Here is a 26,510-nt window from a genome sequence, read left to right as displayed (position 1 = left end):
TTACGCGTCCGGCGGGATTAGGCCAAGCCCGCGCAGATAGATGCCGATGCCGGATTCCAGCAGATCCTCGGGCGGGTAGGGGCTGCGGGTACCGGGTGAGCCACGGGCGAAAAGCTCCACCACCCCGTGCGACAGCGCCCAGATATGGGCCGAAAACATCGCTGCCGGCGGGCGCTTGTGCTCGGGGATGTGTTCCGACAGGCCCACTGCCGCGGTTTCCAGAACACCACGCGCCCGGGCCGAGGCCGAGGCCAGATCCGGGGTCCGGTTTACCGACACGCCGCTCTCAAACATCGCGATGTAGTGGCCGGGGTGCTTGCGGGCAAAGGCAAGATAGGCCCGACCCGTCGCTTCAAAGGCCGCCAGCGCGCTCGGCCGCCCTTCGTCGTAGGCATAGGCCATCACGTCGGCAAAGATCTCATAGCCTTGCAGCGCGCATTCCGCGATCAGATCCTCACGGCCTTCGAAATGCCGGTAGACCGCCGCCGGCGTGACACCCGCCTGCTTTGCCGCTTCCGACAGCGTGAACCCGGTCGGACCGCGCTCCTCGATCAGCCGCAGCGCGGCGTCGATCAGGGCCTGGCGCAGGTTGCCGTGGTGATAACCGCGCTTAGACATCTTTCGCCTGGGCGTGCCACAGGTCCGGCCCGCCCACGATCAACGGATCGGTCTGCCCGATGGCGGCGGTGTCCTTGCTGGCATAATCGACCTGGTGCAGCAGGTGCCGGATCGCGCCGATCCGCGCCCGGCGCTTGTCGTCGCTGCGCACCACGGTCCAGGGCGCCGTGTCGCTATGGCTGCGGTCCAGCGTCTCGGCGATGGCCTGGGTGTAGGCGTCCCAGCGCTTCAGACCCTCGACGTCGATCCAGCTCAGCTTCCACTGTTTCAGCGGGTCGTTTTCGCGCTTGAGGAAACGGCGCAGCTGTTCGCCACGCCCGACGTTCAGCCAGAACTTCACCAGTATGATGCCCTCTTCGACCAGCATGGATTCGAAATCAGGCACTTGCGCGAAAAAATGCGCACGCTGATCGTCGGTCGCGAATTCGAAGACCTTTTCGACGACGCCGCGATTGTACCATGACCGGTCGAACAGCACGATCTCGCCCTTGGACGGCAGATGCTCGACATAGCGTTGAAAGTACCATTGCCCGGCCTCTCGGTCCGAAGGCTTCGACAATGCGACAACGCGGGCAACCCGCGGATTGAGGTTTTCACGCACGCGCTTGATGGTGCCGCCCTTGCCGGCGGCATCGCGCCCTTCGAAGACCACGGCGATGCGGGCGCCGGTCTCCTTCACCCAGGCCTGAAGCTTGACCAGTTCGATCTGCAGCCGGGCCATGTCTTTCTCATAGGCCTTGCGCGGCAGTCTTTCGGAATATGGATAGCCCTCGGACAGCATCTCGCCTTTCTCGGCGCGGCGGATTGCGTCACGAATCTGTTTCGGGGCGTCGGATTCGAAATAGGCGCTGATTGCACCGTCGAACGGCTTTGCCATGGGGGCCTCGCATATTTTTCTTGGAATATGGCGGTTTGGGAGACGCAGTTCAATGTTAATGGGGTTCACGCGTCGCGGCGGGCATCCGAGCCTTGGGCGCGTCTCGACCGAAAATCGTGGGGGCCTCTTCGATCTGAGACGGAAGATGCTGTTGCGGGCAGTATGCCCGTTTCAGCAGTCTCCTGAGGCGTTCCAGTATGGCGCCATCGCCACGGTCTGCTGATGGCGCGCCTGTAGAGTAGAGACGAGGGCCTACGTCTTCTACCAAAGCCGGGCGCGCTTGGCGGCGCGGTGGACGGCTCCGATCACCGCCTGCGGGTCGGCATGATGCGGCATGTGCCCGATCGCGGGCATCCGGGTCAGCGCGGCCTGCGGCATCTGCCGGCTCAGCGGTTCCGAGTGGACATGCAGCGGCACGATGCTGTCCTGCTCACCGTGCAGGATCTCGGCAGGCATATGCAGGGTATCGTAGTATTCGGACATCTCGACCACATGTGGCCGCAGTCCGGCGACCTGACGGGCGTTGGCGCGCAAGCTGTTACGTCGGAGCGTCAGGCCCGCGCCGACGTGGGTGCGATAGCCTTCGGGGACGGGCTGTGGTGCGAAGATCGACGCCAAGGCCTGTTCGACACGCCGGTCGGGCGCGAAGGCGGCAATCAGCGGGACGATAATGGTGCTGCCCAGCCATGACGAATTGACCCGGTACATCGGATCGAGGGGGCCGGGCCACGGGTTCGACACCGCGCCCAGAAGAACCAACGCCGAGGTCTCCTGCGGTCGTTCCAATGCCCAGGCCAGCGCAACCGCGCCGCCGAAGGAATGGCCCAGAACAATCGGCGCGCTGACGCCCAGCGCGTCGGCCGCCTGCTGCATGTGGCGCGCCTGTTCGCGGGGTGTCTCGCCGCCATCGTGCAACGGTTCAGACCAGCCCAGGCCCGGGCGGTCGATGGCAATCACCCGGAAGTCGCGCGACAGCGGCTCGATCAGTTGATAAGTGAAATCCCGCAGGTTGCCCGATGCCCCGTGGATCAGCACGAGGTCCGGCCCAGCACCGCGCATCAGGACGTGCACCGCCCGGCCGTCCACCGCGATGATCTCACCCTGGGGCGTGAATTCGGCCTCGGCCTTCGCCTCTTTCAGATCCGCTAGGCGGTCGATCACGAACGCCCCACCGGCAAGCGCCGCTGCGGTGGCCAGTGCAATGGGCACGGTCTGGATCATTTCACCCCCTGAGGTCGGTCGACTTCATTCCGATTTCGGCCATGTCATAGGGCGTAGTCAAATAGATCTCGCTGATCCAGTTGCCATAGAGAAGATGCGCATGACTGCGCCACCGATTTTGCGGCTTTTTGGTCGGATCATCGCCGGGATAATAATTGATTGGCACGTTGATCGGCGTGCCGTTGTCGATGTCGCGGTCGTATTCTTCCTTCAGCGTGAAGCTGTCGTATTCGAAATGGTTGAAGATATAGAGCGCGCGGTGCGCCCGGTCCTCGACCAGCGCGGGCCCGACCTCATCGCTGCCCAGCAACGTGCGCAATCCGTCCGCGGCGTCGATCTCTTCCTGCTTCATCTCGGTCCAGCGGCTGACCGGGATCACGCACTCGTCGGAAAACCCGCGCAGATAGGGCGAGGCCGGATTTAGGTTGGCATGGCGGAAACAGCCGAAGGCCTTGGCGTCGAGGATGTGTTTCCGCACTCCGTGGAAATAGTTGATCATCGCCATCCCGCCCCAGCACACGCCGAAGGTGGAGTGCACGTTGGTTTGCGTCCAGTCGAAAATCTCGGTCAATTCGTCCCAATAGGTGACATCGGCGAAATCGAGGTGCTCGATCGGGGCGCCTGTGATGATCAGCCCGTCGAATTTCTGGTCTCGCACCGCGCGGAAGGTGTGGTAGAAGCTCTCCATGTGCTCGGCGCTGGTGGTCTTGGTTTCGTGCTCGCTCATCCGGATCAGCGTCAACTCGATCTGCAAGGGCGAGGCGCCGATCAGCCGGGCGAACTGGGTCTCGGTGGTGATCTTCTTGGGCATCAGGTTGAGAAGCCCGATCTTCAGCGGTCGGATGTCCTGATGCTCGGCCTGCGCCTCCGCCATGACCATCACGCCCTCGCGCGACAGCACGGTAAAGGCGGGCAGGTCATTCGGCAGCTTGATCGGCATCTGACGGGTCTCTTTTCTGGATCGGAAGGCTGGACTTAGCCGGTCGCGCTGCGCCGTTCAATGGCCCGGGCCACGACGTCGGTAAATCCCGCCTCATCGACGACGGAGTGGATCTCTTCGGCGGTTACGGTGACGCCCCAGTTGTTCGCCATCGCTTCATAGAGCGGCTGGCGGTGGGCCAGTGCGCGGCCATATGTCCAGCGGATGAAGGCATCCGGGTCGACCTCGGCTTCGCCCAGCCCGGTTTCAGGCAGATAGTCCGCCCAGCAGCGTGCCAGAAAGGCGGGTTGATAGGCCATCGGCTTGGGGGCGCGGTGGAAGCGGCGGATCAGTTCCTGCGTGTGCGCCTCGGAGCCCTTGATCCAGATCATCAGCGTGTGCTCCGACAGGGCCTTCAGCACCGGGTCTGACGGATCGTCGGGATCGACCCATTCGCAGATCGATCCACCGGTATCGCAAATGAAATGCGGATAGCCATAAAGCGCCTGCGCGCGTTCGATGAAATAACCGGTGTCCTGAAGCGCATGGATCTCGGCCTGGCGGAACTGCTCCTGCCGACGGGTGTATTCGCCCAACGCCATGCCGCCCTTCGCCGGATCGCCGGGCTTGCCCAGATAGGTCGACACCGGCGCGAGGTTGTCGAAGGTCAGGTTCGATCCGATGTAGATCGAATCGCTGAGCAGCAGCTCGCGCAGGAATGGCACCTGCATGGCGTGTGCCTTGGCATTGTCTGCAATGAATTCGCCCATGTAACGGGTGCCGATGCGGTAATCGATGGAATAGTGAAACCAGTCGCCGCCGTCGCGCAACAGGTTCGACACATGGGTCTTGCCCAGTCCCGACATGCCGAAAAACAGCACGCGCTTGTTGGGCGCGTCGCGCCAGTCCTGAGCAGAGGCATAAAGCATGGGGCGAGCTTCCCGCAAAAGTGACCGCCTGTCGCCTAGCACGTTCCCCTGCCACGAAAAAGCCCCGCCGGCAAATGCGGGCGGGGCTGGTTTTCAGGCGTGGCAGCGGGGCTCAGAAGGCGAAGCCCACCGTGACACCGAAGCCGGTCGCCGTATTGTCGCTGAAGTCGGTGGGCGTACCGGTTTCCGCGTCACCAAGCCAGGCGTGTTCGACACCTGCCGTGATCCTGGTGTTGCCGATCTGGTAGCTGCCGCCGACCCCGAACGAGGTATAACCGTCGGTGGGCGATAGACGGCTGGCCTCGCCACCCTTCGAGGTTTCGTGGCCGACACGAGCAAACACCGAAATGTCGTCGGTCAGCGCGCGGCCGACACCCAGCGAATAGGTGAAGGTGTCATTGTCGAAGCCGGTGATCTCGCCGCCGGTTTCGGATTCATAACCGCCGGGGCGGACTTCCCACTTCGACCATTCGGTCCATTTGACCGAGCCGAAGACCAGCGTCTTGGGCGCAACGCCGGTCTGGAAGTCCAGCGCCACCGATTGCGGCATGATCACCGGGGTGTCGGTTGTCACCGAGACCGGTGCCGGGCCGCCGGCGCCAAGCTGCAGATAGGTTTCCGAGGCCTCGAACTCATGCTCGATTTCGGACCGGTAGGTCAGCGCCACGCGGGCCGCATACTGCGGGATCTCATAGGCCGCACCGACGATGAAGCCGACATCGGTCTCTTTCGAAGACGATGCCGAGTAATCCGAGATGATGGTGCCGGGCAGGGGGCCGCCTAACGGGGCCGGGCCGTCCGGGTCGGACGAGATGTTGGCCAGAACCAGCGGAATGTCGAGCTCTGCCGACGAGGTCAGGATGCTCGCACCACCATAGACCGACATCTGCTCGTTCACGTTATACTTGACGATGGCGTCAAGCGCGGTGCTGCGCCAATTCGCCTTCAGACCGTCGTAGAAACCTTGCTCGTATTCCGCCTTGGCGGCATAGGGCTGGCTGAGCAGCAGGGCGACGTCGAACTTGTCGGTGACTGCGTACTTGAGCCCGAAGCCGAAGTGGGACGTGGCGCCGGCCATGTCATCGGTGTCGCCGCCGCCGACAAAAGCGGGATAGTCGCCCGAAACGTCGGCATTAGTCTGCTTGAAGGAGAACTGAAGGTAATTCCCTTCCTCGAAAAGAATTGATTCGGCCGGGCGGTCTCTCTCCAACCCGCCAGCATGAGCCATTCCAGCGGCAAGACATGCCGCGGATACGGTAGTACCTACGATTTTCATTGTGCGTGATTTCCTGTCTCTTCCCTGCAGGCACGCTAGGGGAAAAGGCATTTTTGGGTCAATTATTGACCCAGCGTCAGGATTTGCGTTGTGCCGCTGCGTTACTTTTTTGCGACAAGCCTGCGCCGAGGGTAATTTGGTTGCGCGCCCCAGCCTGTATGTTCAGGTAATTGCCGGCAAAAATCACCGCCGCGCCAAGCAGGACCCAGAGGTCCAGCGCCTCGCCGTATACGGTCATACCGACCAGCGCGATCACCGGCAGACGGGCGAAGTCGATGGGCATGACGACACCCGCAGGCGCCAGTGACAGCGCCGTTGTAAGGCAGTAATGCGCCACCAGCCCTGCCACAGCAATCAGCGCGACCCAGGGCAGGGTGGCGGCAGTGGGCAGGGCAATGTCCGCGTCGAAACCCGCGCAGAGCAATCCGAGGATCGCCTGCATCAGGGTCAGGTAGAACAGGATGCAGGTGATGGTTTCGGTCCGGGTCAGCAGCCGCGTGAACACCGCTGACCCGGCAAAGCCTATGGCCGCTGTGGCCGCCGTGAGTTGCCCGAATTCCAGCGTCTCGGGGCTCGGGCGGGTGACAATCAGGATGCCCGCGAAGCCGATGACCGCCGCCAGCACCCCGATGCGTGTCAGCCGTTCGCCAAGGATCAGGGGCGCCAGCACGATCACCCAGAGCGGCGAAGTGAACTCAAGCGCGAAGACCTGCGCCAAGGGGATAGCGGTCAGCGAATAGAACCACAGGTTCTGTCCGGTGAAATGGCACAAGTTGCGCACAGCATGGATGCCGAGGCTGCGCCGCGTGACCTGTCCCAAGGTCCCGGCGGCACCTGCCACCGCCAGCACGACGACGAAACCGATCAGACTGCGGTACAGCATGATCTCGAAGGTATCGAGATCGAGGCTCACCGCCCGCCCGGCAATGGCCATCGAGGTGAAGGACACGATCGCGCCGATCATCCACAGCGCCGCCTTGATCGTATCGCTCATCGGGACGTTCCGGGCGAGCAGGGATCAGGCGGTATGGGGTCCGGGCGCGGCATGGCGGCAAAGGACCACAGGCCGCCGCGATTGAAAAGACCTCACAGCAGGCGGAACCCCCAGCGCTGCACCGCAAGGTGCGTCAGCACCACGCAGACGGCTGTCACCAGCAAGGACACGCCCAGCGCCGGCCAGAACCCCAGACGCGTCAGCAGAAAGGGAAACACCGCGAACATCGGCAGGGTCGGCACCACGTAGATCAGCGTATAGACCGCATGGTTGCTCAGCTTCTCGGCCTCCGCGCCTTCGACCTTGAGCCAGATCAGCACGAGGATCGTGGTCAAAGGCATCGCCGCGATCAGACCGCCAAACGCATCCCAGCGCTTGGCCACTTCGGACACGATTACCACGATCACCGCGGTCAGGAGTGTCTTGAAGATCAGGAAAGCCATGGCCGCGCAGTCAGTTGGACCCGACTTCCAAGGGCAGAGTACAGCAGCCTTCGAGAAACTGTTCGCCCTCTGCCGTGGCCAGAAGCTGGCTGATCGCATAGCCGTAGGTCTGATCGCTCATCCCGTCGCTGCAGTCCTGCGCTCGGATGATTGACAACGCGCTGGCGGTCTCCGACCCGAATCGCAGCGCCGCCGGAAAGGCCGGACGCCCGTCCGCCACGCGGCCGTCGCGCAGTTGCATGTTCTGAACTGCTCCTCCGGGGTCCGAGAACGTGGCATTGGCCTGCGAGATCCGGATCGACCAGAACGGCTCGGTCCCGCTGCAGAGCAGCCCCGCCGGCAGGGCGGTTCCGCCGACCCGGGCCACTGGGTCGGGCTGTAGAAACCGCATCGCGATCCAGCCGTCGCCGCCCTGCCAGAGAATGCGGCCCCAATTGCCCTGTCTGCCCACCACCTCGACACCGCGCGCGTCATGCGGAATGTCGCCGATATCGTCGCTGCGCGCATCCGCCCGCGCGCGCACGTTCAGCGTATCGTCCGCAGCGACGCCAACCACACGGTAATATTCGGGATCGGCCAGCGCGGGGGTGGCCAGAAGACAGGCGACAAGGGTCAGACGCAACATGGCAGGCTCCGGGTTCTTTCAGGGTTGTTGACACAAGGCCGGTCCGCCGTGGGCGGACACCCGGCCCACCCACGGTATCTGAACCGCCCTCAGGCATACAGCGGCTGCACGCCCATCTGCATATGCAGCATGTTGACGGTCTGCTGGTCCAGTCCCAGCGCGGCGGCCAGCTTGTCGAGGTACTGTGCCTCTGCCTCGGTATCCACCCGGATCGGCATCAGAGACATCGAATAGACCTGCATCTTCTGCGCGTCCGGCGTGTCGGCGGCCAGTTTTTCGACGTCGACCTTGGCCTGCAGCAGTTTCTTGACATGCGCCACGTCGTCGGGGTCCGCGTCGTCACCCAGCGTCTCGAGGATCTTGGCCTGTTCGTCCTTGTCGATCTTGCCATCGGCCTTGGCCGCTTGGATCATCGCGCGCAGCATCAGCCCTGCGGACTTCTCGGCCTCGGTCGAGGCCGGCGTGTCCTTGAACTGGTCGAGCATCGTACCGACGCCCTTGCCCGAAGCCGCCGCCGCGCTGCCCGCCATCGCCAACAGCCCAGCAAGGCCCGCGCCGCCGGCGCCCGAAAGCAGCCCGCCCTTGGCCTCTCCCGAACCGCCGCCGCCGCCGAGCAGGGCCGACAGGTCGAACCCGCCCGCGCCGCCGGTCATCTTGCTCATCATGTCCTTCAGGCTGTCCATGTTCTGCGCGCCGGTCTGCTGCATCTGGCCCATCATGCCGCGCATCTGGTCCATGCCGGGCACCTTGCCCATCGCCTCGGCCGCCGGGTTCTGTCCGGCTTTCGCCTCGTCCGAGGGCACCTGCGCCCCTCCCAGCAGACCGCCCAGACCCTGATTGCGGCTCATGTGATCAACGCCGCGCGCCGCGGCATAGCCCATCGCGATCTTGGCCAGTGTGCTCATCAAACCCATTCGAATATCCTCCCAGAATGAATAACCTCGTCCTTGCCCCACTGTGGCAGGTTTCGCGGCGTCTCATAAGGGTGAATTAGGCCGGCTCAGATAAGCCGCAAGATCCGCAGCGCCGCCAGCACCACCACCACCGATCCGGCCATGCCGAGGCAGACGATGGCGAAACCCCAAGGGTCGCCGGTAAAGGGCAGGCCGCCGACGTTCATGCCGAACAGCCCGGTCAGGAACCCCAGCGGCAGGAAGATCGCCGCCACCACCGACAGCCCATAGCCGTTGCGCGACAGCTGGTCGGCCTTCTGCGCGTACTGGTGATCGGCCAGTGCGCCCAGCCGCTGGTGCACCGCGTCCAGCTCTTCCAGCGCCCGCTGCGCCCGTTCGGCGCTTTCGCGGATCTCGTCCTGCGGCAGATCGATCGGGCCACCGGGCTTGCGGGCTTCCAGCCGGCGCAGGGTCTCGCTTTGCGGGCGCAGGTAGCGCAGCAGGCGGATCGAGGCGCGGCGCAGTTCCGGCAGCGGGTCAAGGATACGCGGGTCGCAATCGGGGTCGAGGATCGCTTCCTCCAGTTCGTCCACCCGGTCGTCGAGCTTGAGGCTGACCTGTTCGACCCGGTCCACCAGCCGCTCGGTCAATTCGGCCACAAGCTCGCCGGGACCGCCCGGCAGGGCGCGTCCACCCTCAAGCTGGGCCTGTAGGTCGCGCACCGCATAGATTGGTCGGTGCCGCAGGGTGATCACCAACGCAGGCCCGGCCCAGAGCCTAAGCGACACCATGTCGTCGGCCTGTTGTCCGGGGTTGAAGTTCGCGCCCCGCAGGATCAGCACCAGCCCGTCGGGCAAAGCCACGTAGCGCGGCCGCGTCTCCGGTTGCAGCAGGATCTCGGCGGCCTCTTCAGTGACCATCTGGCTCACCCGCGCCACCGTTCCCGGCACCGCCAGGTCGAAATGCACCCAGCGCCAGTGACCGTCGGGCACCGGTCGGTCCAGCGCCCCGTCACTTGCGCGCCCATCAGCATCGATATCGAACACGAAGAGCGCCATCAGACGAGGTCCGGCTCGCGTCCGAAACGGTTGGCCACGCGCGTCACCGTCAGCCCCTGCACGATGATCGAGAAGATCACCACGACATAGGTCGCGGTCAGGATCACCGGCTTCCATTCGCCCTCGGGCAGCGACAGGGCCAGGGCGACCGAGATGCCGCCCTTCAGCCCGCCCCAGGTCATGATCGGGATCACGTCACGCGGAAACGTCCGGAACGGGCTCAGCACCAGCACCGGCACCGCCACGGCCACCAGCCGCGCCACTAGCGCCAGCGCGATTGCCATGACGCCTGTGACCAGGTCGGAGGCGTCGAAGGCCAGCGCGAAGACCTCGAAGCCGATCATCAGGAACAGCACGGCATTCAGGATCTCGTCGACCAGCTTCCAGAAGGCATCGACATATTGCCGGGTCTCCTCGGTCATGCCGTGCTTGGCGCCGATGTCACCGATCAGCAGACCGGCGCAGACCGCCATGATCGGGGCCGAGACATGCAGAAAGACCGCCAGTTCATAGCCGCCGAAGGCCAGTCCAAGGGTCAGCAGCACCTCGAGCGAATAATCGTCGATCTGCCGCATCAGCCGAAAGGTCAGCCAGCCCAGCACCACGCCCAGCACCGCGCCGCCCAGAGCTTCCTGCACGAACAGCAGCACCGCCGCTTCCAGCCCGCTGCCATGCGCATCGCCGCTGGGAAACGCAAGGCCCACCAGCACCAGAAACACAACGTAGCCGACACCGTCGTTGAACAGCGACTCGCCCGCGATCTTGGTCTCAAGCGCCTTGCGCAGGTTTGCCTCGCGCAGCACGCCCAGCACCGCGACCGGATCGGTGGGCGAGATCAGCGCGCCGAAGACCAGCGCAATCAGGATCGGCATGCCGGTCAGCCAATGGAACCCCATACCAGCGATCACCGTAGATAACGCCACGCCCAGTGTCGCCATGAGGAAGACAATCCGCCAGTGTTCGCGCAGGTCCGAAATCTTCACGTGCAGCGCCCCGGCAAACAGCAGGAGCCCCAGCATGCCCTCCAGCAGGGCCTCGGAGAACTCCAGCCCGCTCACCGCCTCGCGCACCGTGTCGGCCAGTCCAAGCGCCGGCCAGACGAAGTCCAGCCCCATGATCCCGAAGGACGCCAGCAGCGCCACCACGAGGATCCCGATCGCCGAAGGCAGTTTCAGCACGAGGTAATTGATCGCCCCGAAGAGACCCGCCAGCACGACCAGAAGCGAGGTGATCTGCAGAAATGTCATACGGCCGCCCGCGTCAGGAAATCACATATCGCGTAACATGGTGCGGCCGGGCGGGCCATAGGCAAGCCGTAGAAGGGGTTATTTCGGCCATTGATGTGGGAAGAAGCGTGGGATCGATATCCTACAATTCGCGCGTCATCAGCGAATTGCCGTCCCTCAGCGTGAAATGCGCCTTGCGATAAAGCCGCTGTGCGCCCTTGTCCTCGCGGTTGACCTCGAGATGCAGCGCCTTCAGTCCGGCATCCTTCAACGCGCGGGGCAGGGAATACAGAACGTCCGACGCCATCCCGCGCCCGCGCACGGCGGGGCGGATGTAAAGCTCGTCGATGAACCCGTCCATGCCGGCGAACTCCAGCGACCAACCGAAGCTGAGGATGACGTAGCCCACGGGCGATTTCGAAGGCCCGATCAGGTAGACCGCGCCGTGCGGTATGCCTTCAAGCAGCGGCATCAACCCCGCACGGCGATGATCCTCCGAGGTCTCGATGCCGGTCTCGCCCGCGAAGGCGGTGACCAAGGGCATCAACCGGTCGATATCTTCCGGTCCCGCAAGGTGCAGTCGTGTGCTCATAGCCTCGCAAGCCTTTCGGTCAGAAGATCGAAGAAGCCGTCGGCATCGACGTCACCGATGAACAGCGCATTGGCAGGTCGGTCGGTCACGCCCCACCAGTCGGCCACGGTCATGCCGAGGGTCAGTTCGGACGAGGTCTCGATCTCCACGTTGACATGCCGCCCCGAAAACAGGTCCGGCCGGATCAGCCAGGCGGTCACGCAGGGGTCATGCAAAGGAGCACCGTCAGAGCCGTACTTCTCCTTGTCGAAGCGCTCGAAGAAGTCGGTCATCTCGGCCACCGCCTTGCCCACAGGAGTCCCGATGTTGCGGAAGGCCCGGTTGCGTTCGGCGGTCACCAGCGCCTTATGTGTCACGTCCAGCGGCATCACCACCAGCGGCACGCCCGCGCCGAAAACCACCTTGGCCGCCTCGGGGTCGACGTAGATGTTGAACTCGGCGGCAGGGGTGATGTTGCCCACCTCGAAATAGGCGCCGCCCATCAGAACGATTTCCTGCACCTTGCCAATGATATCCGGGGCGCGCTGGAACGCCGTCGCGATGTTGGTCAGCGGTCCCAGCGGGCAAAACGTCACCGTCCCCGCCGGCGCGGCGCGCAGGGTGTCGATGATGAAATCCACCGCATGCGCGGTTTGCAGCGGCATTTCGGGGTCCGGCAGCACCGGCCCGTCCAGCCCGGTCTTGCCATGCACGTGTTCCGCCGTCACCAGCTTGCGCTGCAAAGGGGCCTCGCAGCCGGCGAAGACCTTGACCTCGGGCCTGCCTGCCAGTTCGCAGATGATCCGCGCATTCTTTTCCGTGTAGGACAACGGGACGTTGCCCGCGACGGCGGTGATGCCCAGAACCTCGATCTCCTCGGGGCTGGCCAGCGCCAGAAGGATGGCGACGGCGTCGTCCTGCCCGGGATCGGTGTCGATGATTATCTTGCGTGCGCTCATGCCGCCCCCTCGCATTCCGGCGCCAAATTGGCAATGGTGCACGGCAAAGTCCATAAGCGGTTTGCTGCCGTAAGCGAAGCCGATAGTCTGCGGGCAAAACCGGGGCAGAGCATGACCAAACACGTCTTCATCCACGCGGGCGCGCACCGCACCGGGACCTCGTCGTTCCAGTTGTGTCTCGACCTGAACCGCCAGGCCCTGCAGGACGCAGGCTTCGATCTGGCCTATCCCGGGCGTGATGACATTCCCGGCGGGACGCTGAAACTGCGGCTCAATCCAAGGGGAGACGTCGGGCCTGTCACCCGCCGCGCGGCCGATGAGTTGCAGCGCCATAGCCCCGACCCGCATCGCGCGCTGATCCTGTCCGAAGAAAACATCTCCGGCCGCATGTACCAGTTCCAGAAGGGGCGGTTCTATCCGGCGGCCGAAGGGCAGATGGCCGTGTTGCGGGACGCATTGAAAGCCTGTGGCGCATGGCCGGTTACCCGGATCCTGCTGGTTGTGCGCGACTACGGCGACCTCTTCGTCAGTGCCTTTCGCAAACGGGCCGAGGACAACATGGTCGCGCCGTTCCGAAAGGTTGCGCCAAGCTATCTGGCAATGGACCGTGGCTGGCCGGCGCTGGTCAAGGCCTATCGGGATATCCTCATGCCCGAAGAGATGCTCGTGGTGGCCTATGAGCGGCGGGGCAACAGTTCTGCCCTGATCCGGCGGTTGGTCCCCGACCTGACACTTCCCTTGGCCGAGCCTGTAAGGCCGCTGAACCGCAGCGCCACGGACGCAGCGCTGGAAGAACTGCAAGCGCGCTACCGGGCAGGAGAAACACTGGATCGCGCGGCATGGCAAATGGTGCTCGACAGGCTGGCCGACCGCACCGAGGACACTGGATTCACCTGTCTCGATGCCACCGAAAGGCAAGCGCTTTCAGATCGTTACGCCAGGCACCTCGACAAGATCGAACGGATCCGCGACATCACTTTCCTGCGCTGACCGTCGCGCGTTCGGCGGCCTTCGCCGCGTCCCAGAGCGCATCCATCTCTTCCAGCGAGGATTCCACCGGGGCCTTTCCATCAGCCTCAAGAGACGATTCTATGTATTTGAAGCGACGCACGAATTTCGCGTTTGCCCGTCGCAGCGCGGCTTCCGGTTCGACCTCAAGGTGCCGTGCCAGGTTGGCCATGACGAAAAGCAGGTCGCCCAGTTCCTCTTCGATCTTGTCCTGCGGTAGGCTGTCCCTGGCTTCGACAAGCTCTCGCGCTTCCTCGGCGATCTTGTCCAGAACCTGCGCGGTTTCGGGCCAGTCGAAACCCACCCGCGCGGCACGCTTCTGCAGCTTGTAGGCCCGCAACAGCGCGGGCAGCCCCACCGCGACCCCGTCCAAGGCGCCTTTTTGCGCCTTTTTCGCGCGCTCTGCCGCCTTCATCCTCTCCCAGTCGATGGTCTGTTGTTCCGCGCTCTTGTCGCGGCTCTCGTCGCCGAAGACGTGGGGATGCCTGTCCACCATCTTGTCGGATATCGCTTTGACGACGCTGTCGAAATCAAAATGCCCGGCCTCGTCGCCCATCTGCGTGTGATACACTGTTTGTAACAGCAGATCGCCCAATTCGCCCTCAAGTTCGCGCCAATCTTCGCGTTCGATGGCATCGGCAACCTCATAGGCCTCTTCGATCGTGTAAGGCGCGATCGAGCGAAAATCCTGTTCGATGTCCCAGGGGCAGCCGGTCTCGGGGTCGCGCAGGCGGCGCATGATCTCCAGCAGCCGGGGAAGGCCACCGTCCGGATTTTTGATCAAATCGTCCATTGCAGCCTCCGGTGGATTGCGCTTGTCTGCACCCTGTCGCGGGCCGTGACCGAAGTCCAGACCCGCACCTGCAAACCGGAGAACGCCATGGCGCTGGAAGACGCAAAAACCAAGGTGGACGAAGCCTTTACGCGGCAAAGCTTGAGTGGTCTCAGCTATGAGAACACCTTTGGCGGGGCAACCTCCTTCCTGCGCCGACGCTACACCAAGGACCTGACGGGCGTCGATCTGGCCATCACCGGCGTGCCTTTCGACCAAGCCGTCACCAACCGTCCCGGCACCCGCCTCGGGCCCCGCGCCATCCGTGAGGCAAGCGCATTGCAAAGCCCCGACGCACCCTACGGATGGGGCTTTAACCCTCTGGAACGGCTGAACATTGTCGACTACGGCGATGTCGCCTTCGACTATGCCAAGGTCTCCGAGTTCCCCGATGCCCTGCAGGCTCACATCGCTGGCATCCTCGCCAAGGATGCGGCAAGCGTGACGCTCGGCGGCGATCACTTCATCACCCTGCCGATTCTGAAAGCCCATGCCGAGAAGTACGGACCGCTGTCGCTGATCCAGTTCGACGCCCATTCCGACACCTGGACCGATGATGACATGGAGCGCATCGACCACGGCACCTTCGTATACAAGGCGATCAAGCTGGGGCTGATCGATCCGTCCCGCTCGGTCCACGTCGGCATCCGCACCGATAATCCCGACACGCACGGGATGCACATCATCGACGCCCGGGAGGTCCATGACATCGGGCCGAAGGAAACCGCCCGGAAGGTGCGCACCATCGTCGGCGATCACCCGACCTACCTGACCTTCGACATCGATTGCCTCGATCCCGCCTTCGCACCCGGCACCGGAACGCCGGTCTGGGGCGGGCTGAGCACGGCACAGGCGGCGATCGCCCTTCGGCATCTGGCCGGCATCAACATGGTCGGAGGTGATGTGGTCGAAGTTTCTCCGCCCTTCGACACGACCGGAGCCACTGCGATCGCCGGTGCCCACGTGGCAGTGGAACTGATCTGCCTCTGGGGCTGGAACCACCTGAAGATTGGCCGCTAAGTTATGAAGATCGCATTGATCCTGATCGCTGTCCTTCTCGGGGGATACCTCGCTTTCGTGCGGCTTGCACCCAGCGATCCCGCGCGCTGGCACGTGGCCGCCGACGGCAGCGCGCCCGGACACCATCCCGGCAGCAACCTGCACATATACCGGGAAGCGGTGGACAAGGGTGCGCCGCGGTTGGCGGAACTGGACGCCGCCATGCGGACGCTGCCGAGGACCCGCGTGCTGGCGGGCTCTGTCGAGGACGGCAAGATCACCTATGTCACGCGCTCGCGCGTCATCGGCTATCCCGATTACACGACGCTGACACTCAAGGGCGATGTGCTCGAGGTCTTTGCCCGCGCCCGCTTTGGCGGTTCAGATATTGGGGTCAACCGTGCCCGTGTCATGGGCCTGCCCGGTGTCCCGCAGTCGTGAACTCAGGCAGCCTTGCGCCACCTCGCGCCACATCGGCACGTTCAGCGACATCTGGCACTGCGCCATGAACATCCGCCCGTCGACCTGCAGGCAGATCGTCTGCCCCAGCTCCACGCGCGCGCCGCCACTGTCGGTGCAATAGCAATCCACCGTCCGCCCGCTTGGGCTTGTCACATCGGCCATCGCGGGCGCGGCCAGCATCAGTAAAACGACACTTCCTCTCAGCATCCGCTCAGTTTATCACGAGTGACCGATGAGGCAAAACAAAGACCCGCGATGATCCCCGAAGAGCGCCTGCGCCAGATCGAAGACCGATTCCAGTTCTTGGAAGCGAAGATGAACGCCGGCGCCGATGCCGGCGACATCGCGCGGCTGGCCAAGGAATATTCCGACCTCAAGCCCGTGGTCGACCAGATCGCCGCCTGGCGTGGGCTGCAGGACGATATCGCCGAAGCGCAGGCAATGCTGGATGATCCCGACATGAAGGAATTGGCGGACGAGGAATTGCCGATCCTCAAGCGCAGGCTGCCCGAGGCGGAACACGCCCTGCAGCTGGCGCTCTTGCCGCGCGACGAGGCCGATGCCCGGCCCGCCATCGTCGAAATCCGACCCGGCACCGGGGGCGAGGAGGCCGCGCTCTTTGCCGGCGACCTCTTGCGCATGTACCAGCGCTATGCCGAAACGCGCGGCTGGGCCTTCGACATCATCGAGGAGAACGCCACCGAACTGGGCGGGATCAAGGAAGTCATCGCGCATGTAAAGGGCGAGAACGTCTTTGCGCGGCTGAAATACGAATCCGGCGTTCACCGCGTGCAACGGGTGCCAACCACCGAGTCGGGCGGGCGCATCCACACCTCTGCCGCCACCGTCGCCGTGCTGCCCGAGGCCGAGGATGTCGACATCCACATTGATCCTGGCGACATCCGCATCGACACCATGCGCGCGAGCGGTGCGGGCGGACAGCACGTCAATACCACCGATTCCGCTGTCAGGATTACCCATATCCCCACGGGCATCGTCGTCACCAGCTCCGAGAAGAGCCAGCACCGCAACCGCGAAATCGCGATGCAGGTCCTGAAAACAAGGCTTTACGATCAGGAGCGCAGCCGGGTCGACAGCGAACGCTCCGCCGACCGCAAGAGCCAGGTTGGCAGCGGCGACCGGTCCGAGCGCATCCGCACCTACAACTTCCCGCAGGGCCGCATGACCGACCACCGCATCAACCTGACGCTCTACAAGCTCGATCAGGTGATGGCGGGCGATCTCGATGAAATCGTGGACGCCCTGACCGCGGACGCCCAGGCGGCGCAACTGGCGGCGATGGAATGAGCGAGACCGGATCCATCCTGCTGGCCCGCGCCACCCGCACCTTGAAACAGGCGGGTATCATGGGGGCCGGCCGCGACGCCCGTCGTTTGCTGGCGCACGCCTTGCAGGTCGCCCCCGGCCGCCTCACGCTGGAACTGCCCGAGCCGGTCGACGCGGCGACGGCAGACCGGTACGGGGCCCTGATCGCCCGCCGCGCCGCGCGTGAACCCGTTTCGCACCTGACCGGACGCCGTGCCTTTTATGGCCGCGAGTTCGAGGTCAACCGCGACGTGCTTGACCCGCGCCCCGAGACCGAGACGCTGATCGAGGCCGCGCTGTCTCAGCCGTTCGAGAGGGTGCTGGACCTTGGTACAGGAACGGGTTGCATCCTGCTGACCTTGTTGGCGGAATCGCAGGGCGTCTGGGGTCTGGGCGTAGATATCTCGGATGCCGCTCTCGACGTTGCGGCGCGCAATCGGGCCGCTCTGGAGCTTGAGGAATGTGCGCTGCTCAGACGCTCGGACTGGTATGACGCGGTGACTGGTAGCTTTGACCTGATCGTATCGAACCCGCCCTATATCGCCGCCGACGAGGTGGCGGCGCTGGCCCCGGAACTTCTGCACGAGCCGCGCGTGGCGCTGACCGACGAAGCCGACGGCCTGACAGCCTACCGTTCGATCGCCGCCGGTGCCTTGCAGCATCTCGAGCCGGGCGGCCGGCTGCTGGTCGAAATCGGCTGGCAACAGGGGCAGGCGGTCGCCGGGCTGATGGCCTCGGCCGGGTTGGGTGATATTCTCGTCGTGCCCGATCTCGATGGACGCGACCGGGTCGTTAGCGCTCGCAGATCGGTGTAGGTCCACAGGCAAAACGGTGCAAATGTGCCGCTTTTGCGCGCTCTGCACGGGGTTTTGACCATTTACCCCCTTGTAAGGCGCCCTGTGACATGTTTAGTGCTGAGGTGTCGCCGCTGATGGGTCGCTACTACAGCGCCCCGCGCGACACCCGCCGAACAAAGAGCAAGACCGCCGGCAGCTTCCGCGCATATGCGCCGCACCCGGTGGACCGGCAAGAGATTTACCGAAACGGGCTGGACTACATTACATGAGATCTTCCAAGTCACGGTCGCGGTCGCGATCCAACCGCAACAAGCCGTCGGGCGGCAACATCATCAACCGTGTGTTCGACAGCTCGGGCCCCGAAGGCAAGGTGCGCGGAACTCCGCAGCAGATCATCGACAAGTACAACCAGCTGGCCCGCGACTCGCAATTGTCCGGTGATCGCGTGGCCACCGAGAACTTCCAGCAGCACGCCGAACATTACCTGCGGCTCCTGAGCGAGGCGCAAAAGGAGCAGGACTCCAAGCGAGAGGAACAAGAGCGTCAGAACCGCGAGCGCCAGGCCCAGCGCGATCGTGAACGCTCGGACCGGCAGGACCGTGACGGCAACGGCAACCAGCAGCCCCAGCAACAGAACCAACCGGAACCGTCCTCGGACCCTGCCGACGCGCCGCAGCCCGACGTGCTGGAAGTGGCCGGCGACGATGGCGACAGCGGGCTGGTGGAAACGCCCGAAAGCAAGGTCGAGGCCGCGCCGGAAAAGCCCAAGCGCACCCGCCGCAAGCCCGCGAAGAAGAAAGACGATGCCGCCACGTCTGAGGACAATGGCAAGGAAAGCTCACAAGCCGCCGAGTAGACCCCAAGGTCTTATCCCGTCCGCCCCGGATATGATCCGGGGCCTCCATGGGGGCAGTGGATTAGAAAGAGGTTCCGGCTCACATCCGGGATGCGTACCAATCGGGCGCAAAGCCGGTCTGCCGGTTCAGCCCCGCGCCGCCTTGACCGCGCGTGCAAGGGCACAGAACCCCTCCAGCGGCACCTGCTCGGCGCGTTCGGTCGGCGCGATCCCCGCCGCCTTCAGGATACCCTCGATCCCCGGGTGCAGCCCCTTCAAACTCGACCGCAGCATCTTGCGGCGCTGGTTGAAGGCCTTGGCCACCACCTCCTGCAACACCCCCGCATCCGCCGGGAACACGGGGTCGGGCCGCGCCTCCAGATGCACGACGGCCGAAGATACCTTGGGCGGGGGCGAAAATGCCTCGGGCGGCAGATGCATTACCACCTTTGCCCGGCAGCGCCATTGCGACAGGATCGCCAGCCGGCCATATGTCTTCGATCCCGGTTCCGCCACGATCCGTTCGGCCACTTCCTTCTGGAACATCAGTGTCAAGGATTGCCAGAACGGCGGCCAGTCCGGCGGCGTCAGCCAGCGCACCAGAAGCTCGGTGCCGACGTTGTAGGGCAGGTTCGCCGCCACCCGGATCGGTGGCATCAGGTGCGCGCGCGGATCGACCTCAAGCGCATCGCCGTTGATGACCTCGAGCCGCCCGGGATAACGCTCCGCGATTTCGGCCAGCGCCGGCAAACAGCGCGCATCCTTCTCGATCGCCAGCACCTTGCGCGCGCCTTCGACCAGCAATCCGCGCGTCAGCCCGCCGGGGCCGGGACCGATCTCCAGCACGTCGCACCCGGTCAGATCGCCGGCCAGCCGCGCGATCTTGGCCGTCAGGTTCAGGTCGAGCAGGAAGTTCTGCCCCATCGACTTCTTCGCAACCAGCCCGTGGTTCTCGATCACCTCGCGCAGCGGCGGCAGGTCGTCTATCGCCGCCATGGCAGGTCTTCTCCGTTGGAAATACGCAAAGTCCGGCCTTTCATCCTGCGCCGCCCGCCATCCGAAGGGCCGCGATCAGCGAGGCCGGGTTGCCAAGCCCCTTGCCCGCGATATCGAAGGCCGTGCCATGGTCCGGCGAGGTGCGCAGGAAGGGCAGGCCCAGCGTCACGTTCACGCCGCCGTCGAAGTCCAGCGTCTTGATCGGGATCAGCGCTTGGTCGTGATACATGCAGATTGCAACGTCATAGCGGGCACGGGCCGGGGCGTGAAACATCGTGTCCGCTGACATCGGCCCGGCAATGTCGAAACCTTCTGCGCGCAGCTGCTCCAGCACCGGGGCGATCACCTCGATCTCCTCGCGTCCCATGCGACCGCCTTCGCCGGCGTGGGGGTTGAGCCCCGCCACCGCGATCCGGGGGGCGCCAAGCCCGAAGCGCTCGGTCAGGCCGCGCGCGGTGATGCGTATCGTGTCTTCCAGCAGGGGCGCTGTCAGGGCCGCCGGCACCTCGGCAAGGCTCATGTGAATGGTCACCGGGACCACGCGCAGCAAGGGCGAGGCCAGCATCATCACCACACGCTCGACCCCTGCCAGAGCGGCGAGGTACTCGGTGTGTCCGGGATAGGCAAAGCCCGCGCCCTCGGCCAGTGCCTGCTTGTGGATCGGGGCGGTGCAAATGGCGCGGGCCCTGCCGGACATGACCAGCGAGACGCCTTCGGCAATCGCGTCGATGACGGCCTGTGCATGGGCAGCCTGCGCCACTCCGGGTGTCACAGGCGGACCAAAGTCGCGGTGCAGGACAGGCAGCCCGCGCGGCATGGCCTCGACAGCGTCAAGCGGGTCACCAATGCGGACCACGGGCGCATCCGGCGGCAGATGCCCGGCGTCACCGATCAGGAAGAAGGGCAGGGTGTCCCGCAGGGCCTCCCACGCCTTTGCTGCCAACTCGGGGCCGACACCCGCCGGTTCGCCGCAGCTCAGGGCAACCGGCAAGGGGCTCATTGCAGCTCGACGATCCGGGCGTCGGCGCGCAGCTGTTCCAGATAGCTTTCCGCCAGCGAGGCCAGCCGGCGCGAGCGCAGCCCGTTCAACACCGCCTCGCGGTCGGGTTGCTCCTCGACCGACGGGCTGCGACCGCAGAGCATCAGCAGCACCAGAGTCTGGCCGCCCGCGCGGGTCAGCGTGGTCGACACCTCGCCAGGATCCAGCTTGGACAGTTCGATCGCCACGTCAGAGGGCACCTCGGCAGGCGGCAGGGCACTACGCTCCAGTACTTCTTCGGGCTGCCCCTTGGCGACGCCATAGAGATCGTCGCAGGTGTCGACGCGGGCCTCGATGGCGCGGGCCTGGGCCAGTGTTTCTGGGCTGCGGCCGCCGGGCAGGTAATAGGCGGCATATTCCACCGCCGAATAGCTCGGCGCGCTGTATTCGGTCTCTTCGATGGCGCGCAGCTGAAACAGTGCCACGGCCTCGGGCAGGGTGAGCGGCTGGGTCACCTCGCCGGGCCCCAGCGCCAGCACCAGCGGGCGCAGGATCGGCGGCAGGTCCTCGATCTTCTGCCATGGCAGCTTGCCACCCGATCCGGCGGTACGTGTGGCAGAGAACTGGCGCGCCGCACGGGCGAATTCCAGCTCCGACGTCATCTGCGAAATCCGTTGCGCGCGCTCAAGAACCGCGGCCGCCTCCTGCGGCGGGGCCGGCATGATGATCTCCGACAACAGCACCCGCACCGAGCTGCCGCCGCCGGCCGACGACAGCGCGCGGTCGATCTCCGCTTCGGAGACCTGCGCCTGGTTGGCAAAGCGCGCCCGCACCAGTTGCCGCCACGCCTGACCCGAAATGACGAAGTCGCGGAAGGTCTGTTCGTCGATCCCGGCCTTGGCCAGCTCGGCGATGAACTGGTCAGCGGTCAGGTTGGCACGGCCGGCGAATTCCTCCATGCCCTGCCGGATGTCGGTGTCCGACACCTCGATCCCGGCGGTCCGCGCCGCCGCGACCTTGAGCCGGTCCTCAATCAGCTGGGTCCGCGCGGTATCGCGCGGATTGCCGGGCGCGCGCAGCACCTGCAACATCAGCGCCCGCTGGTTCAGCTCGTAAGTGGTGATCACCTGATCGTCGACCTTGATCGCCGGCGAAAACAGGCCCTGCGCCATGGCCGGAGCCGCGCCCAGCATCATGGCGGTCACGCCGGCAAGCAGGCCGCGGAATATCCTGGTTTTCATGGTCTGCATGTCCTGCTGTAGCCTCCTGCGTCGCCGCCGGTACTGAATCCCTTGAGCTCGACAGTTAGACCATATTCGGTGGAAGGGTCCAGATTGGATGAATCCGCGAATGTCCGGCTGGCGGTAAACGCCGCCTCGATGCACTCGTTGCGATAGCCCAGCCCCAGCCCGGCCTCGGCGGCGCGGTTGTCGGCCATGTCGTAACGCACGTCGGCGCTGGCGGTCCAGTGACGGCTGACGCGGACCGATCCGTCGAAGGACCATTCCGCGACGTCGTCCTCGCTTTCGATGCGCTTGTCGGCGTCAAGCAGCAGGAAAGTGGCGCCCAAATCGACCCGGTCGTTTGACCAGGCGCCGCGGGCGGCGGATTTCCTGACATATCCGGTGTCGTCCACCAACGTCCGCGAAATCAGGTAAAGCCCGTCAACGTGCCGCATATGCGCCGCAACCAGCCAGTCCGAGACTGCTTCGTCGAGACCCGAGATATCGGTGAAGTCGCTCTCGGTTTCGCTGCGCAGGACGCGGCCCACGATCAGACCGGCCTCCCAGCTTTTGGGTTGCTGATGCAGGAAGCGCAGGCCCAGCACTGCCGAAGCGCCGCGTTCGCGCCGGTCGGGCTCCGGAAAGCGCGACAGCGACAGCAGGTTTCCGGCATCCAGCTCCTGGCGGGTGCTTTCGTCATTGGCCACGTCGGCATTTTCGCCCCCGGTCCAGCCGATCTGCGCCACCGGTTCCAGCAGTTGCCGGGCGCCGGTCAGGGTGGTGCGCAGCAGCGGGTAGCGGAAGGTCAGCGCGGCGCTGGGGGCGACGCTGTAGGCCTCGGACGCCACAGTGCTGTCGTCGAAGGTCGCGAACTGATCCAGCGCCAGCCCCGTCTGCGCCGCGATCTGAAGCCCCGAGCCGAGCGTCCATTGATCGAGCCATTCCGCCTCGACCGTGGAGCGGGCGACGTCGCGGCCATCCACGTCCTTGCCGGAATAGCGCACATGCCCGTGACCTTGCAGCGAAAATCTCAGCTCGCCTCCACCAAGGCCGAAGCGCCGCTGGTAACGCAGGTCGGGGATGATCGTCGCCTGGGTCGAGTTGATCTCGTCGTCGCGGAGCGTGTTATAGAGCACCAGCCCCGCCGCCATGTCCGATTGCCGCGTGGTCCGCGCCAGCGTGATCTCGCTGTCCAGGCGGTCGGTGCCGGAATAGCCGTACTCCGACAGGTAGGATTCATCGGTGGTGGTTTCGAAGTCGAAGGTCAGCCGATACCGGTTGCCCAGATCGAAGGCACCTTCACCGAACAGGTAGGCCCGTGTCTCGTCGGGCTTCAGCGTGTCACGGGTGACGGCGCCGTTCAGCTCAATGTCCCCGTTGTGGAACGCCTGCCGATAGCGCAGCTCGACGGTGGTGGTTTCCTGCGACAGGTAGGGCGTGATGGTCACGTCCGCATGATCGCCCAGCGGCAGGAAGTAAGGAACCTTGATGCCGGTGCCCAGTTCGGTCGTTGTGCGGATCGACGGGAACAGGAACCCGCGGGTACGTTCCACCGTCGGGTCGGGCAGGCGCAGCTGCGGCAGATAGAACACCGGCACGTCCAGCACCCGGAACTGCGCGTTTTCGAAGTAAAGCTGCCGTTCCTGCTGGTCGTGGATCACCCGACGGGCGCGGATCGACCACAGCGGCACACCGTTTGGGCCGCAGATCTGGCACGAGGTCACGGTCGCTTTGGACAGCTGGGCATAGCGCCCCTCGACGCGGGCAAGCTGCACCGCGGCCAGCTGCAACTGCTGATCCAGCACCAGCCGCGCGCCGATGAGCAACCCGTTCTCAAGATCGGTGTCCAGCTCCGCCCGGTCGGCCAGCACGATGGTGCCCCGGCCGTCGTCGATGCGGATCGGTCCTTCGATGATCAGTTCCTCGGTGGCGCTGACATAGATGATCCGTTCGGCCCAGATGCGGGTGCTGTCATAGATCGCTTCGACGTTGCCATCGGCGATCAGCCGCTCGTCGGGGGTGACGACCACGGTGTCGGCCACCAGCACCGCCGGGTCCTCGGTCTGGGCGAGGGCTGTCAGCGGCGCAAGACACAGCGCCAGCAGCAAGGTCAGGCGGGCCAGCATCATCCGTCCTCCATGTGCAGGATCAGCCCCAACCCGATGAAAACCGAGGCCAGGGGCGGCGCCCAGGCCGCCAGCAATGCCGGGATCTGGCCGTTCTCACCCAGGATTTGCGCGAAGTTGCGCACGTAGTAAAGCCCGAACCCCAACAGAAGCGCCGTCAGTACCGACAACCCGGTGCGGCCGAAGCGCGCGTGCCGCATGGTGAAGGCCGCGCCCAGAAGCACCATGGCCACAAGAAACAGCGGCCGGGCCAGCTCCATCTGCAGCCAGACGCTGTGACGGCGCGCAGAAAAACCGGCCCCTTCGAGATTGCCGATGAATTCGGGCAGGTGCCAGATCGACACCGCCGAAGGCTTGCCGAAACTGTCGCGGATCTTCTCCTGTGTCAGGCTCGAGGGAATACGCAACTCGTCATGGGTGACCGAATTGGTCTCGGGATTGAGCCCGGTGATCAACGGCCAGGACTTGGCCTGCCGCAGAACCCATTGCCCTGTGGCCAGCGCCGCCTCGTCGGCGATGATGCGCCGGACCGGGCCGCCATCGGTGGTGTAGTCGATGAAGGTCACATCGTGCAGAACCGTCGCCGTCGGGTTCGAGCGTTCCGCGTGGATCACCGTCTGCCCGCGCTGGTCGCCCTGCCGCAGCCACAGCCCCTCGCGCCCGATCGACAGCGTCGAGGTCCCGCCCGAGTCGTAGAGCTCGCGCAGGTCGTGATAGCGCTGCGAGGTTGCCGCCACGATCGGGTTGAATGCCGCCACGGCAAGCGCACCCACCAGCGCCGCCACCAGGACCGGCCCGGTCAGCGCCGACAGGCCCGAGCGGCCCGAAGCCCGGCTCACCACCAGTTCCGAGGACCGCGCCAGCGCCAGGCAAAGTGCGATCGCCGAAAGGATCATCACCAGCGGCAGCATCTGGTAAAGCCCTTCCGGCGTGTTCAGCAGCGTGATCCTCAACACCTGCCCAAAGCCGATGTTGTCGAAGTTCTGCAATTGCTCGATCAGGTCGAGCAGCATCACGAACAGGAAGAACACCGCCAGCATCCCGGCAAACAGCGTGGCGAAGCGGCGCGCAAAGTAAAGATGTAACGTCATGCCGCTACCTCCGCCTGGCGCTTGCGCCGGAAAGCGGCCGGGTGATCCGCCCGCCAGTAAAGGACAAAGGCCATCAGCAGCCCCAGCACGATATTGGTGTAATAGAGTGGCCAGAGGTCAGGATCGTTGCGCACCGGATCGGTCATCATGCCCTCGACCAACTGCACGACCACCAGCAGGAAGATTGCCAGCACGATCTGCCGCGTCACCCCGAAACGGCTGAAGCCGCCGGCCAGCAGCGCCGCCTGGCCGATCAACGCCGCCACGATGCACAGCAAGGGTTGCGCAATGCGCTTGTGACCCTCCAGCACCACGTCACCGGGTTCCTCGCGCGTCTCGACCGCGACGGCCTCGGTATCGAACAGCAATTCGGGCGTCGGCACATAGCGCAGCTTGCGGCGACCGACGCCGCCCTGGTTTATCAAGCCGCTGATATCGCGGGAAAACTGCGCGAAGTTGGTGGTCGAAAGCTGCCCATTCTGGGGCGAGAACACCTGCGCCATGCCGTCGACCATGATCAGCTTCGGCCCCTCGTCCGCACGCAGCAGGTAGGCGCGTTCCGCGGTATAGGTGATGTGCCGGTCGGCATCGCGGCGGTCGGACATGAACACATCCGCCAATTCTCCCTCGGGCGAGATATCGCGAATATAGAAGGTCACGTCTGACGCCGGATGCAGGAAAACCCCCTCGCGCAGCAGCCGTGCGCTGATCGAGCCCGAGATCTCGCGCTCGCGTTCCTTCAACTGTTGCAGGCTGGCCGGGATCAGCACATGGGTCAGCACCGACATCAGCACCGCCAGCGCCACGCCGTAGATCAGCAGCGGCCGCGCCAGCCGCCAGGGCGAGAACCCGGTGGCCTGCATCACGGTAAGCTCGCTGTCGTTGGACAGCCGGTTGGTCACGTAAACCGCCGCAGCAAAGGCCGCCATCGGCACCACCATGCCGATCACCTTGGGCAGCGACAACGCGGTGAACTCGACGAAGACAGAGGCCGCATGGCCGTCGGCGATCAACTGATCGAACAGGATCACGGCCCGGTTCACCCAGTAGACGGCAACCAGAACCAGCGCGAAGAAGCCGAAAAGCATGAACAGCTGTGACAGCATGTATCTGTCAAATCTCGCCAAGCCCTGTCCCCAACCTCTTGATGTGGCCCGACCCTAGAAGATTTCGCCGGGCCTTCAAACCGGATTATACCAGCGGCCCTACATTAAGGGGTGGTTCAGC

Annotated in this window: 29 protein-coding genes; 7 read left to right on the top strand and 22 right to left on the bottom strand. The window is 64.7% G+C overall.

From position 1 onward, the window contains the following. The 14 genes from AC04PT_RS04540 to AC04PT_RS04475 form a co-directional block, all read right to left on the bottom strand. Positions 1-618 (bottom strand): TetR/AcrR family transcriptional regulator, encoded by a 618-nt coding sequence (locus tag AC04PT_RS04540; RefSeq protein ID WP_482872339.1) that lies wholly within the window; start codon positions 616-618, stop codon positions 1-3. Next, a complete protein-coding gene (ppk2, locus tag AC04PT_RS04535) occupies positions 611-1,495 on the bottom strand; it encodes a polyphosphate kinase 2 (RefSeq protein ID WP_482872338.1) in 885 nt (294 codons plus the stop codon). Before ppk2 ends, AC04PT_RS04540 begins: the two co-directional genes overlap by 8 nt. Positions 1,496-1,756: 261 nt before the next feature. Then, positions 1,757-2,716: an alpha/beta fold hydrolase gene (locus AC04PT_RS04530; protein ID WP_482872337.1), complete on the bottom strand. Its 960-nt coding sequence runs from the start codon at positions 2,714-2,716 to the stop codon at positions 1,757-1,759. A 1-nt stretch (position 2,717) separates the two neighbouring features. Next, positions 2,718-3,656, bottom strand: a complete 939-nt coding sequence (gene metA, locus AC04PT_RS04525; protein WP_482872336.1) for a homoserine O-acetyltransferase MetA — start codon at positions 3,654-3,656, stop codon at positions 2,718-2,720. A 35-nt stretch (positions 3,657-3,691) separates the two neighbouring features. Beyond that, on the bottom strand, positions 3,692-4,564 hold the full coding sequence (locus tag AC04PT_RS04520; RefSeq protein WP_482872335.1) for an ATPase: 873 nt from the start codon (positions 4,562-4,564) through the stop codon (positions 3,692-3,694). 112 nt (positions 4,565-4,676) lie between these two features. Continuing rightward, positions 4,677-5,792, bottom strand: coding sequence for an OmpP1/FadL family transporter (locus AC04PT_RS04515; protein ID WP_482872334.1), 1,116 nt, complete (start codon positions 5,790-5,792; stop codon positions 4,677-4,679). A gap of 124 nt (positions 5,793-5,916) precedes the next feature. Further along, a complete protein-coding gene (locus tag AC04PT_RS04510) occupies positions 5,917-6,834 on the bottom strand; it encodes a DMT family transporter (protein ID WP_482872333.1) in 918 nt (305 codons plus the stop codon). Positions 6,835-6,926: 92 nt separating this feature from the next. Then, complete coding sequence (locus tag AC04PT_RS04505) at positions 6,927-7,277, bottom strand: DUF3147 family protein (protein WP_482872331.1); 351 nt, start codon at positions 7,275-7,277, stop codon at positions 6,927-6,929. Between the two features lie 10 nt (positions 7,278-7,287). Further along, positions 7,288-7,902, bottom strand: coding sequence for a COG3650 family protein (locus AC04PT_RS04500; RefSeq protein ID WP_482872330.1), 615 nt, complete (start codon positions 7,900-7,902; stop codon positions 7,288-7,290). Positions 7,903-7,991: 89 nt separating this feature from the next. Further along, on the bottom strand, positions 7,992-8,816 hold the full coding sequence (locus AC04PT_RS04495) for a DUF533 domain-containing protein (RefSeq protein WP_482872329.1): 825 nt from the start codon (positions 8,814-8,816) through the stop codon (positions 7,992-7,994). Positions 8,817-8,902: 86 nt separating this feature from the next. Then, a complete protein-coding gene (locus AC04PT_RS04490) occupies positions 8,903-9,853 on the bottom strand; it encodes a CorA family divalent cation transporter (RefSeq protein WP_482872328.1) in 951 nt (316 codons plus the stop codon). Next, entirely contained in the window at positions 9,853-11,100 is a 1,248-nt protein-coding gene (locus AC04PT_RS04485) for a cation:proton antiporter (protein WP_482872327.1), read from the bottom strand. The genes AC04PT_RS04490 and AC04PT_RS04485 overlap by 1 nt, the downstream gene beginning before the upstream one ends. A 121-nt stretch (positions 11,101-11,221) precedes the next feature. Next, the gene (locus AC04PT_RS04480; protein WP_482872326.1) at positions 11,222-11,671 is read right to left on the bottom strand and encodes a GNAT family N-acetyltransferase; all 450 of its coding nucleotides are present in this window, start codon (positions 11,669-11,671) and stop codon (positions 11,222-11,224) included. Beyond that, the gene (locus tag AC04PT_RS04475; RefSeq protein WP_482872325.1) at positions 11,668-12,609 is read right to left on the bottom strand and encodes a nucleoside hydrolase; all 942 of its coding nucleotides are present in this window, start codon (positions 12,607-12,609) and stop codon (positions 11,668-11,670) included. The genes AC04PT_RS04480 and AC04PT_RS04475 overlap by 4 nt, the downstream gene beginning before the upstream one ends. A 111-nt stretch (positions 12,610-12,720) precedes the next feature. Between AC04PT_RS04475 and AC04PT_RS04470 the strand changes: the two genes are divergently transcribed. Beyond that, complete coding sequence (locus tag AC04PT_RS04470; protein WP_482872324.1) at positions 12,721-13,599, top strand: hypothetical protein; 879 nt, start codon at positions 12,721-12,723, stop codon at positions 13,597-13,599. Here the strand turns inward: AC04PT_RS04470 and mazG are convergent. Continuing rightward, positions 13,583-14,410: a nucleoside triphosphate pyrophosphohydrolase gene (gene mazG / locus AC04PT_RS04465; RefSeq protein ID WP_482872323.1), complete on the bottom strand. Its 828-nt coding sequence runs from the start codon at positions 14,408-14,410 to the stop codon at positions 13,583-13,585. The genes AC04PT_RS04470 and mazG overlap by 17 nt on opposite strands. An 87-nt stretch (positions 14,411-14,497) precedes the next feature. Between mazG and speB the strand changes: the two genes are divergently transcribed. Further along, on the top strand, positions 14,498-15,469 hold the full coding sequence (gene speB, locus AC04PT_RS04460) for an agmatinase (protein ID WP_482872443.1): 972 nt from the start codon (positions 14,498-14,500) through the stop codon (positions 15,467-15,469). 3 nt (positions 15,470-15,472) lie between these two features. Next, positions 15,473-15,889 (top strand): DUF1499 domain-containing protein, encoded by a 417-nt coding sequence (locus tag AC04PT_RS04455; RefSeq protein WP_482872322.1) that lies wholly within the window; start codon positions 15,473-15,475, stop codon positions 15,887-15,889. Here the strand turns inward: AC04PT_RS04455 and AC04PT_RS04450 are convergent. Beyond that, the gene (locus AC04PT_RS04450; protein ID WP_482872320.1) at positions 15,830-16,090 is read right to left on the bottom strand and encodes a hypothetical protein; all 261 of its coding nucleotides are present in this window, start codon (positions 16,088-16,090) and stop codon (positions 15,830-15,832) included. The genes AC04PT_RS04455 and AC04PT_RS04450 overlap by 60 nt on opposite strands. A gap of 75 nt (positions 16,091-16,165) precedes the next feature. Here AC04PT_RS04450 and prfA point away from each other — a divergent pair, with 75 nt between their 5' ends. The 4 genes from prfA (at position 16,166) to AC04PT_RS04430 (ending at position 18,889) form a co-directional block, all read left to right on the top strand. Beyond that, positions 16,166-17,218, top strand: coding sequence for a peptide chain release factor 1 (prfA, locus tag AC04PT_RS04445; RefSeq protein ID WP_482872319.1), 1,053 nt, complete (start codon positions 16,166-16,168; stop codon positions 17,216-17,218). Then, positions 17,215-18,051: a peptide chain release factor N(5)-glutamine methyltransferase gene (gene prmC, locus AC04PT_RS04440; protein WP_482872318.1), complete on the top strand. Its 837-nt coding sequence runs from the start codon at positions 17,215-17,217 to the stop codon at positions 18,049-18,051. The genes prfA and prmC overlap by 4 nt, the downstream gene beginning before the upstream one ends. A gap of 89 nt (positions 18,052-18,140) precedes the next feature. Further along, positions 18,141-18,302: a hypothetical protein gene (locus tag AC04PT_RS04435; protein WP_482872317.1), complete on the top strand. Its 162-nt coding sequence runs from the start codon at positions 18,141-18,143 to the stop codon at positions 18,300-18,302. Beyond that, entirely contained in the window at positions 18,299-18,889 is a 591-nt protein-coding gene (locus AC04PT_RS04430; protein ID WP_482872316.1) for a DUF4167 domain-containing protein, read from the top strand. Before AC04PT_RS04435 ends, AC04PT_RS04430 begins: the two co-directional genes overlap by 4 nt. 126 nt (positions 18,890-19,015) lie before the next feature. Here AC04PT_RS04430 and rsmA read toward each other — a convergent pair whose 3' ends face one another. The 6 genes from rsmA to lptF are packed head-to-tail and all read right to left on the bottom strand — an operon-like array spanning position 19,016 to position 26,389. Further along, entirely contained in the window at positions 19,016-19,864 is an 849-nt protein-coding gene (rsmA, locus tag AC04PT_RS04425) for a 16S rRNA (adenine(1518)-N(6)/adenine(1519)-N(6))-dimethyltransferase RsmA (RefSeq protein WP_482872315.1), read from the bottom strand. Between the two features lie 40 nt (positions 19,865-19,904). Further along, positions 19,905-20,864: a 4-hydroxythreonine-4-phosphate dehydrogenase PdxA gene (gene pdxA, locus AC04PT_RS04420; RefSeq protein WP_482872313.1), complete on the bottom strand. Its 960-nt coding sequence runs from the start codon at positions 20,862-20,864 to the stop codon at positions 19,905-19,907. Further along, a complete protein-coding gene (locus tag AC04PT_RS04415; protein WP_482872312.1) occupies positions 20,861-22,093 on the bottom strand; it encodes a peptidylprolyl isomerase in 1,233 nt (410 codons plus the stop codon). The genes pdxA and AC04PT_RS04415 overlap by 4 nt, the downstream gene beginning before the upstream one ends. Continuing rightward, a complete protein-coding gene (locus tag AC04PT_RS04410; protein WP_482872311.1) occupies positions 22,081-24,192 on the bottom strand; it encodes an LPS-assembly protein LptD in 2,112 nt (703 codons plus the stop codon). Before AC04PT_RS04410 ends, AC04PT_RS04415 begins: the two co-directional genes overlap by 13 nt. Further along, a complete protein-coding gene (lptG, locus tag AC04PT_RS04405; RefSeq protein ID WP_482872310.1) occupies positions 24,192-25,283 on the bottom strand; it encodes an LPS export ABC transporter permease LptG in 1,092 nt (363 codons plus the stop codon). The genes AC04PT_RS04410 and lptG overlap by 1 nt, the downstream gene beginning before the upstream one ends. Then, the gene (lptF, locus tag AC04PT_RS04400) at positions 25,280-26,389 is read right to left on the bottom strand and encodes an LPS export ABC transporter permease LptF (RefSeq protein WP_482872309.1); all 1,110 of its coding nucleotides are present in this window, start codon (positions 26,387-26,389) and stop codon (positions 25,280-25,282) included. The genes lptG and lptF overlap by 4 nt, the downstream gene beginning before the upstream one ends. Positions 26,390-26,510 lie beyond the last annotated feature (121 nt).

The organism is Litorisediminivivens sp. KMU-197 (assembly GCF_056858395.1).
This window is presented reverse-complemented; position numbering and strand designations above follow the sequence as displayed.

What these genes read in the sequence shown, in the direction of transcription:
- AC04PT_RS04475 (WP_482872325.1), bottom strand. Translation starts at nt 12,609, where the DNA reads ATGAGCGCACGCAAGATAATCATCGACACCGATCCCGGGCAGGACGAC.
- AC04PT_RS04480 (WP_482872326.1), bottom strand. Translation starts at nt 11,671, where the DNA reads ATGAGCACACGACTGCACCTTGCGGGACCGGAAGATATCGACCGGTTG.
- AC04PT_RS04500 (WP_482872330.1), bottom strand. Translation starts at nt 7,902, where the DNA reads ATGTTGCGTCTGACCCTTGTCGCCTGTCTTCTGGCCACCCCCGCGCTG.
- rsmA (WP_482872315.1), bottom strand. Translation starts at nt 19,864, where the DNA reads ATGGCGGCGATAGACGACCTGCCGCCGCTGCGCGAGGTGATCGAGAAC.
- AC04PT_RS04505 (WP_482872331.1), bottom strand. Translation starts at nt 7,277, where the DNA reads ATGGCTTTCCTGATCTTCAAGACACTCCTGACCGCGGTGATCGTGGTA.
- prfA (WP_482872319.1), top strand. Translation starts at nt 16,166, where the DNA reads ATGATCCCCGAAGAGCGCCTGCGCCAGATCGAAGACCGATTCCAGTTC.
- ppk2 (WP_482872338.1), bottom strand. Translation starts at nt 1,495, where the DNA reads ATGGCAAAGCCGTTCGACGGTGCAATCAGCGCCTATTTCGAATCCGAC.
- AC04PT_RS04495 (WP_482872329.1), bottom strand. Translation starts at nt 8,816, where the DNA reads ATGGGTTTGATGAGCACACTGGCCAAGATCGCGATGGGCTATGCCGCG.
- metA (WP_482872336.1), bottom strand. Translation starts at nt 3,656, where the DNA reads ATGCCGATCAAGCTGCCGAATGACCTGCCCGCCTTTACCGTGCTGTCG.
- pdxA (WP_482872313.1), bottom strand. Translation starts at nt 20,864, where the DNA reads ATGAGCCCCTTGCCGGTTGCCCTGAGCTGCGGCGAACCGGCGGGTGTC.
- AC04PT_RS04430 (WP_482872316.1), top strand. Translation starts at nt 18,299, where the DNA reads ATGAGATCTTCCAAGTCACGGTCGCGGTCGCGATCCAACCGCAACAAG.
- mazG (WP_482872323.1), bottom strand. Translation starts at nt 14,410, where the DNA reads ATGGACGATTTGATCAAAAATCCGGACGGTGGCCTTCCCCGGCTGCTG.
- AC04PT_RS04415 (WP_482872312.1), bottom strand. Translation starts at nt 22,093, where the DNA reads ATGCAGACCATGAAAACCAGGATATTCCGCGGCCTGCTTGCCGGCGTG.
- AC04PT_RS04450 (WP_482872320.1), bottom strand. Translation starts at nt 16,090, where the DNA reads ATGCTGGCCGCGCCCGCGATGGCCGATGTGACAAGCCCAAGCGGGCGG.
- AC04PT_RS04530 (WP_482872337.1), bottom strand. Translation starts at nt 2,716, where the DNA reads ATGATCCAGACCGTGCCCATTGCACTGGCCACCGCAGCGGCGCTTGCC.
- AC04PT_RS04510 (WP_482872333.1), bottom strand. Translation starts at nt 6,834, where the DNA reads ATGAGCGATACGATCAAGGCGGCGCTGTGGATGATCGGCGCGATCGTG.
- lptG (WP_482872310.1), bottom strand. Translation starts at nt 25,283, where the DNA reads ATGACGTTACATCTTTACTTTGCGCGCCGCTTCGCCACGCTGTTTGCC.
- AC04PT_RS04490 (WP_482872328.1), bottom strand. Translation starts at nt 9,853, where the DNA reads ATGGCGCTCTTCGTGTTCGATATCGATGCTGATGGGCGCGCAAGTGAC.
- AC04PT_RS04515 (WP_482872334.1), bottom strand. Translation starts at nt 5,792, where the DNA reads ATGGCTCATGCTGGCGGGTTGGAGAGAGACCGCCCGGCCGAATCAATT.
- prmC (WP_482872318.1), top strand. Translation starts at nt 17,215, where the DNA reads ATGAGCGAGACCGGATCCATCCTGCTGGCCCGCGCCACCCGCACCTTG.
- AC04PT_RS04470 (WP_482872324.1), top strand. Translation starts at nt 12,721, where the DNA reads ATGACCAAACACGTCTTCATCCACGCGGGCGCGCACCGCACCGGGACC.
- lptF (WP_482872309.1), bottom strand. Translation starts at nt 26,389, where the DNA reads ATGCTGTCACAGCTGTTCATGCTTTTCGGCTTCTTCGCGCTGGTTCTG.
- AC04PT_RS04435 (WP_482872317.1), top strand. Translation starts at nt 18,141, where the DNA reads ATGTTTAGTGCTGAGGTGTCGCCGCTGATGGGTCGCTACTACAGCGCC.
- AC04PT_RS04485 (WP_482872327.1), bottom strand. Translation starts at nt 11,100, where the DNA reads ATGACATTTCTGCAGATCACCTCGCTTCTGGTCGTGCTGGCGGGTCTC.
- AC04PT_RS04455 (WP_482872322.1), top strand. Translation starts at nt 15,473, where the DNA reads ATGAAGATCGCATTGATCCTGATCGCTGTCCTTCTCGGGGGATACCTC.
- AC04PT_RS04540 (WP_482872339.1), bottom strand. Translation starts at nt 618, where the DNA reads ATGTCTAAGCGCGGTTATCACCACGGCAACCTGCGCCAGGCCCTGATC.
- AC04PT_RS04520 (WP_482872335.1), bottom strand. Translation starts at nt 4,564, where the DNA reads ATGCTTTATGCCTCTGCTCAGGACTGGCGCGACGCGCCCAACAAGCGC.
- speB (WP_482872443.1), top strand. Translation starts at nt 14,498, where the DNA reads ATGGCGCTGGAAGACGCAAAAACCAAGGTGGACGAAGCCTTTACGCGG.
- AC04PT_RS04410 (WP_482872311.1), bottom strand. Translation starts at nt 24,192, where the DNA reads ATGCTGGCCCGCCTGACCTTGCTGCTGGCGCTGTGTCTTGCGCCGCTG.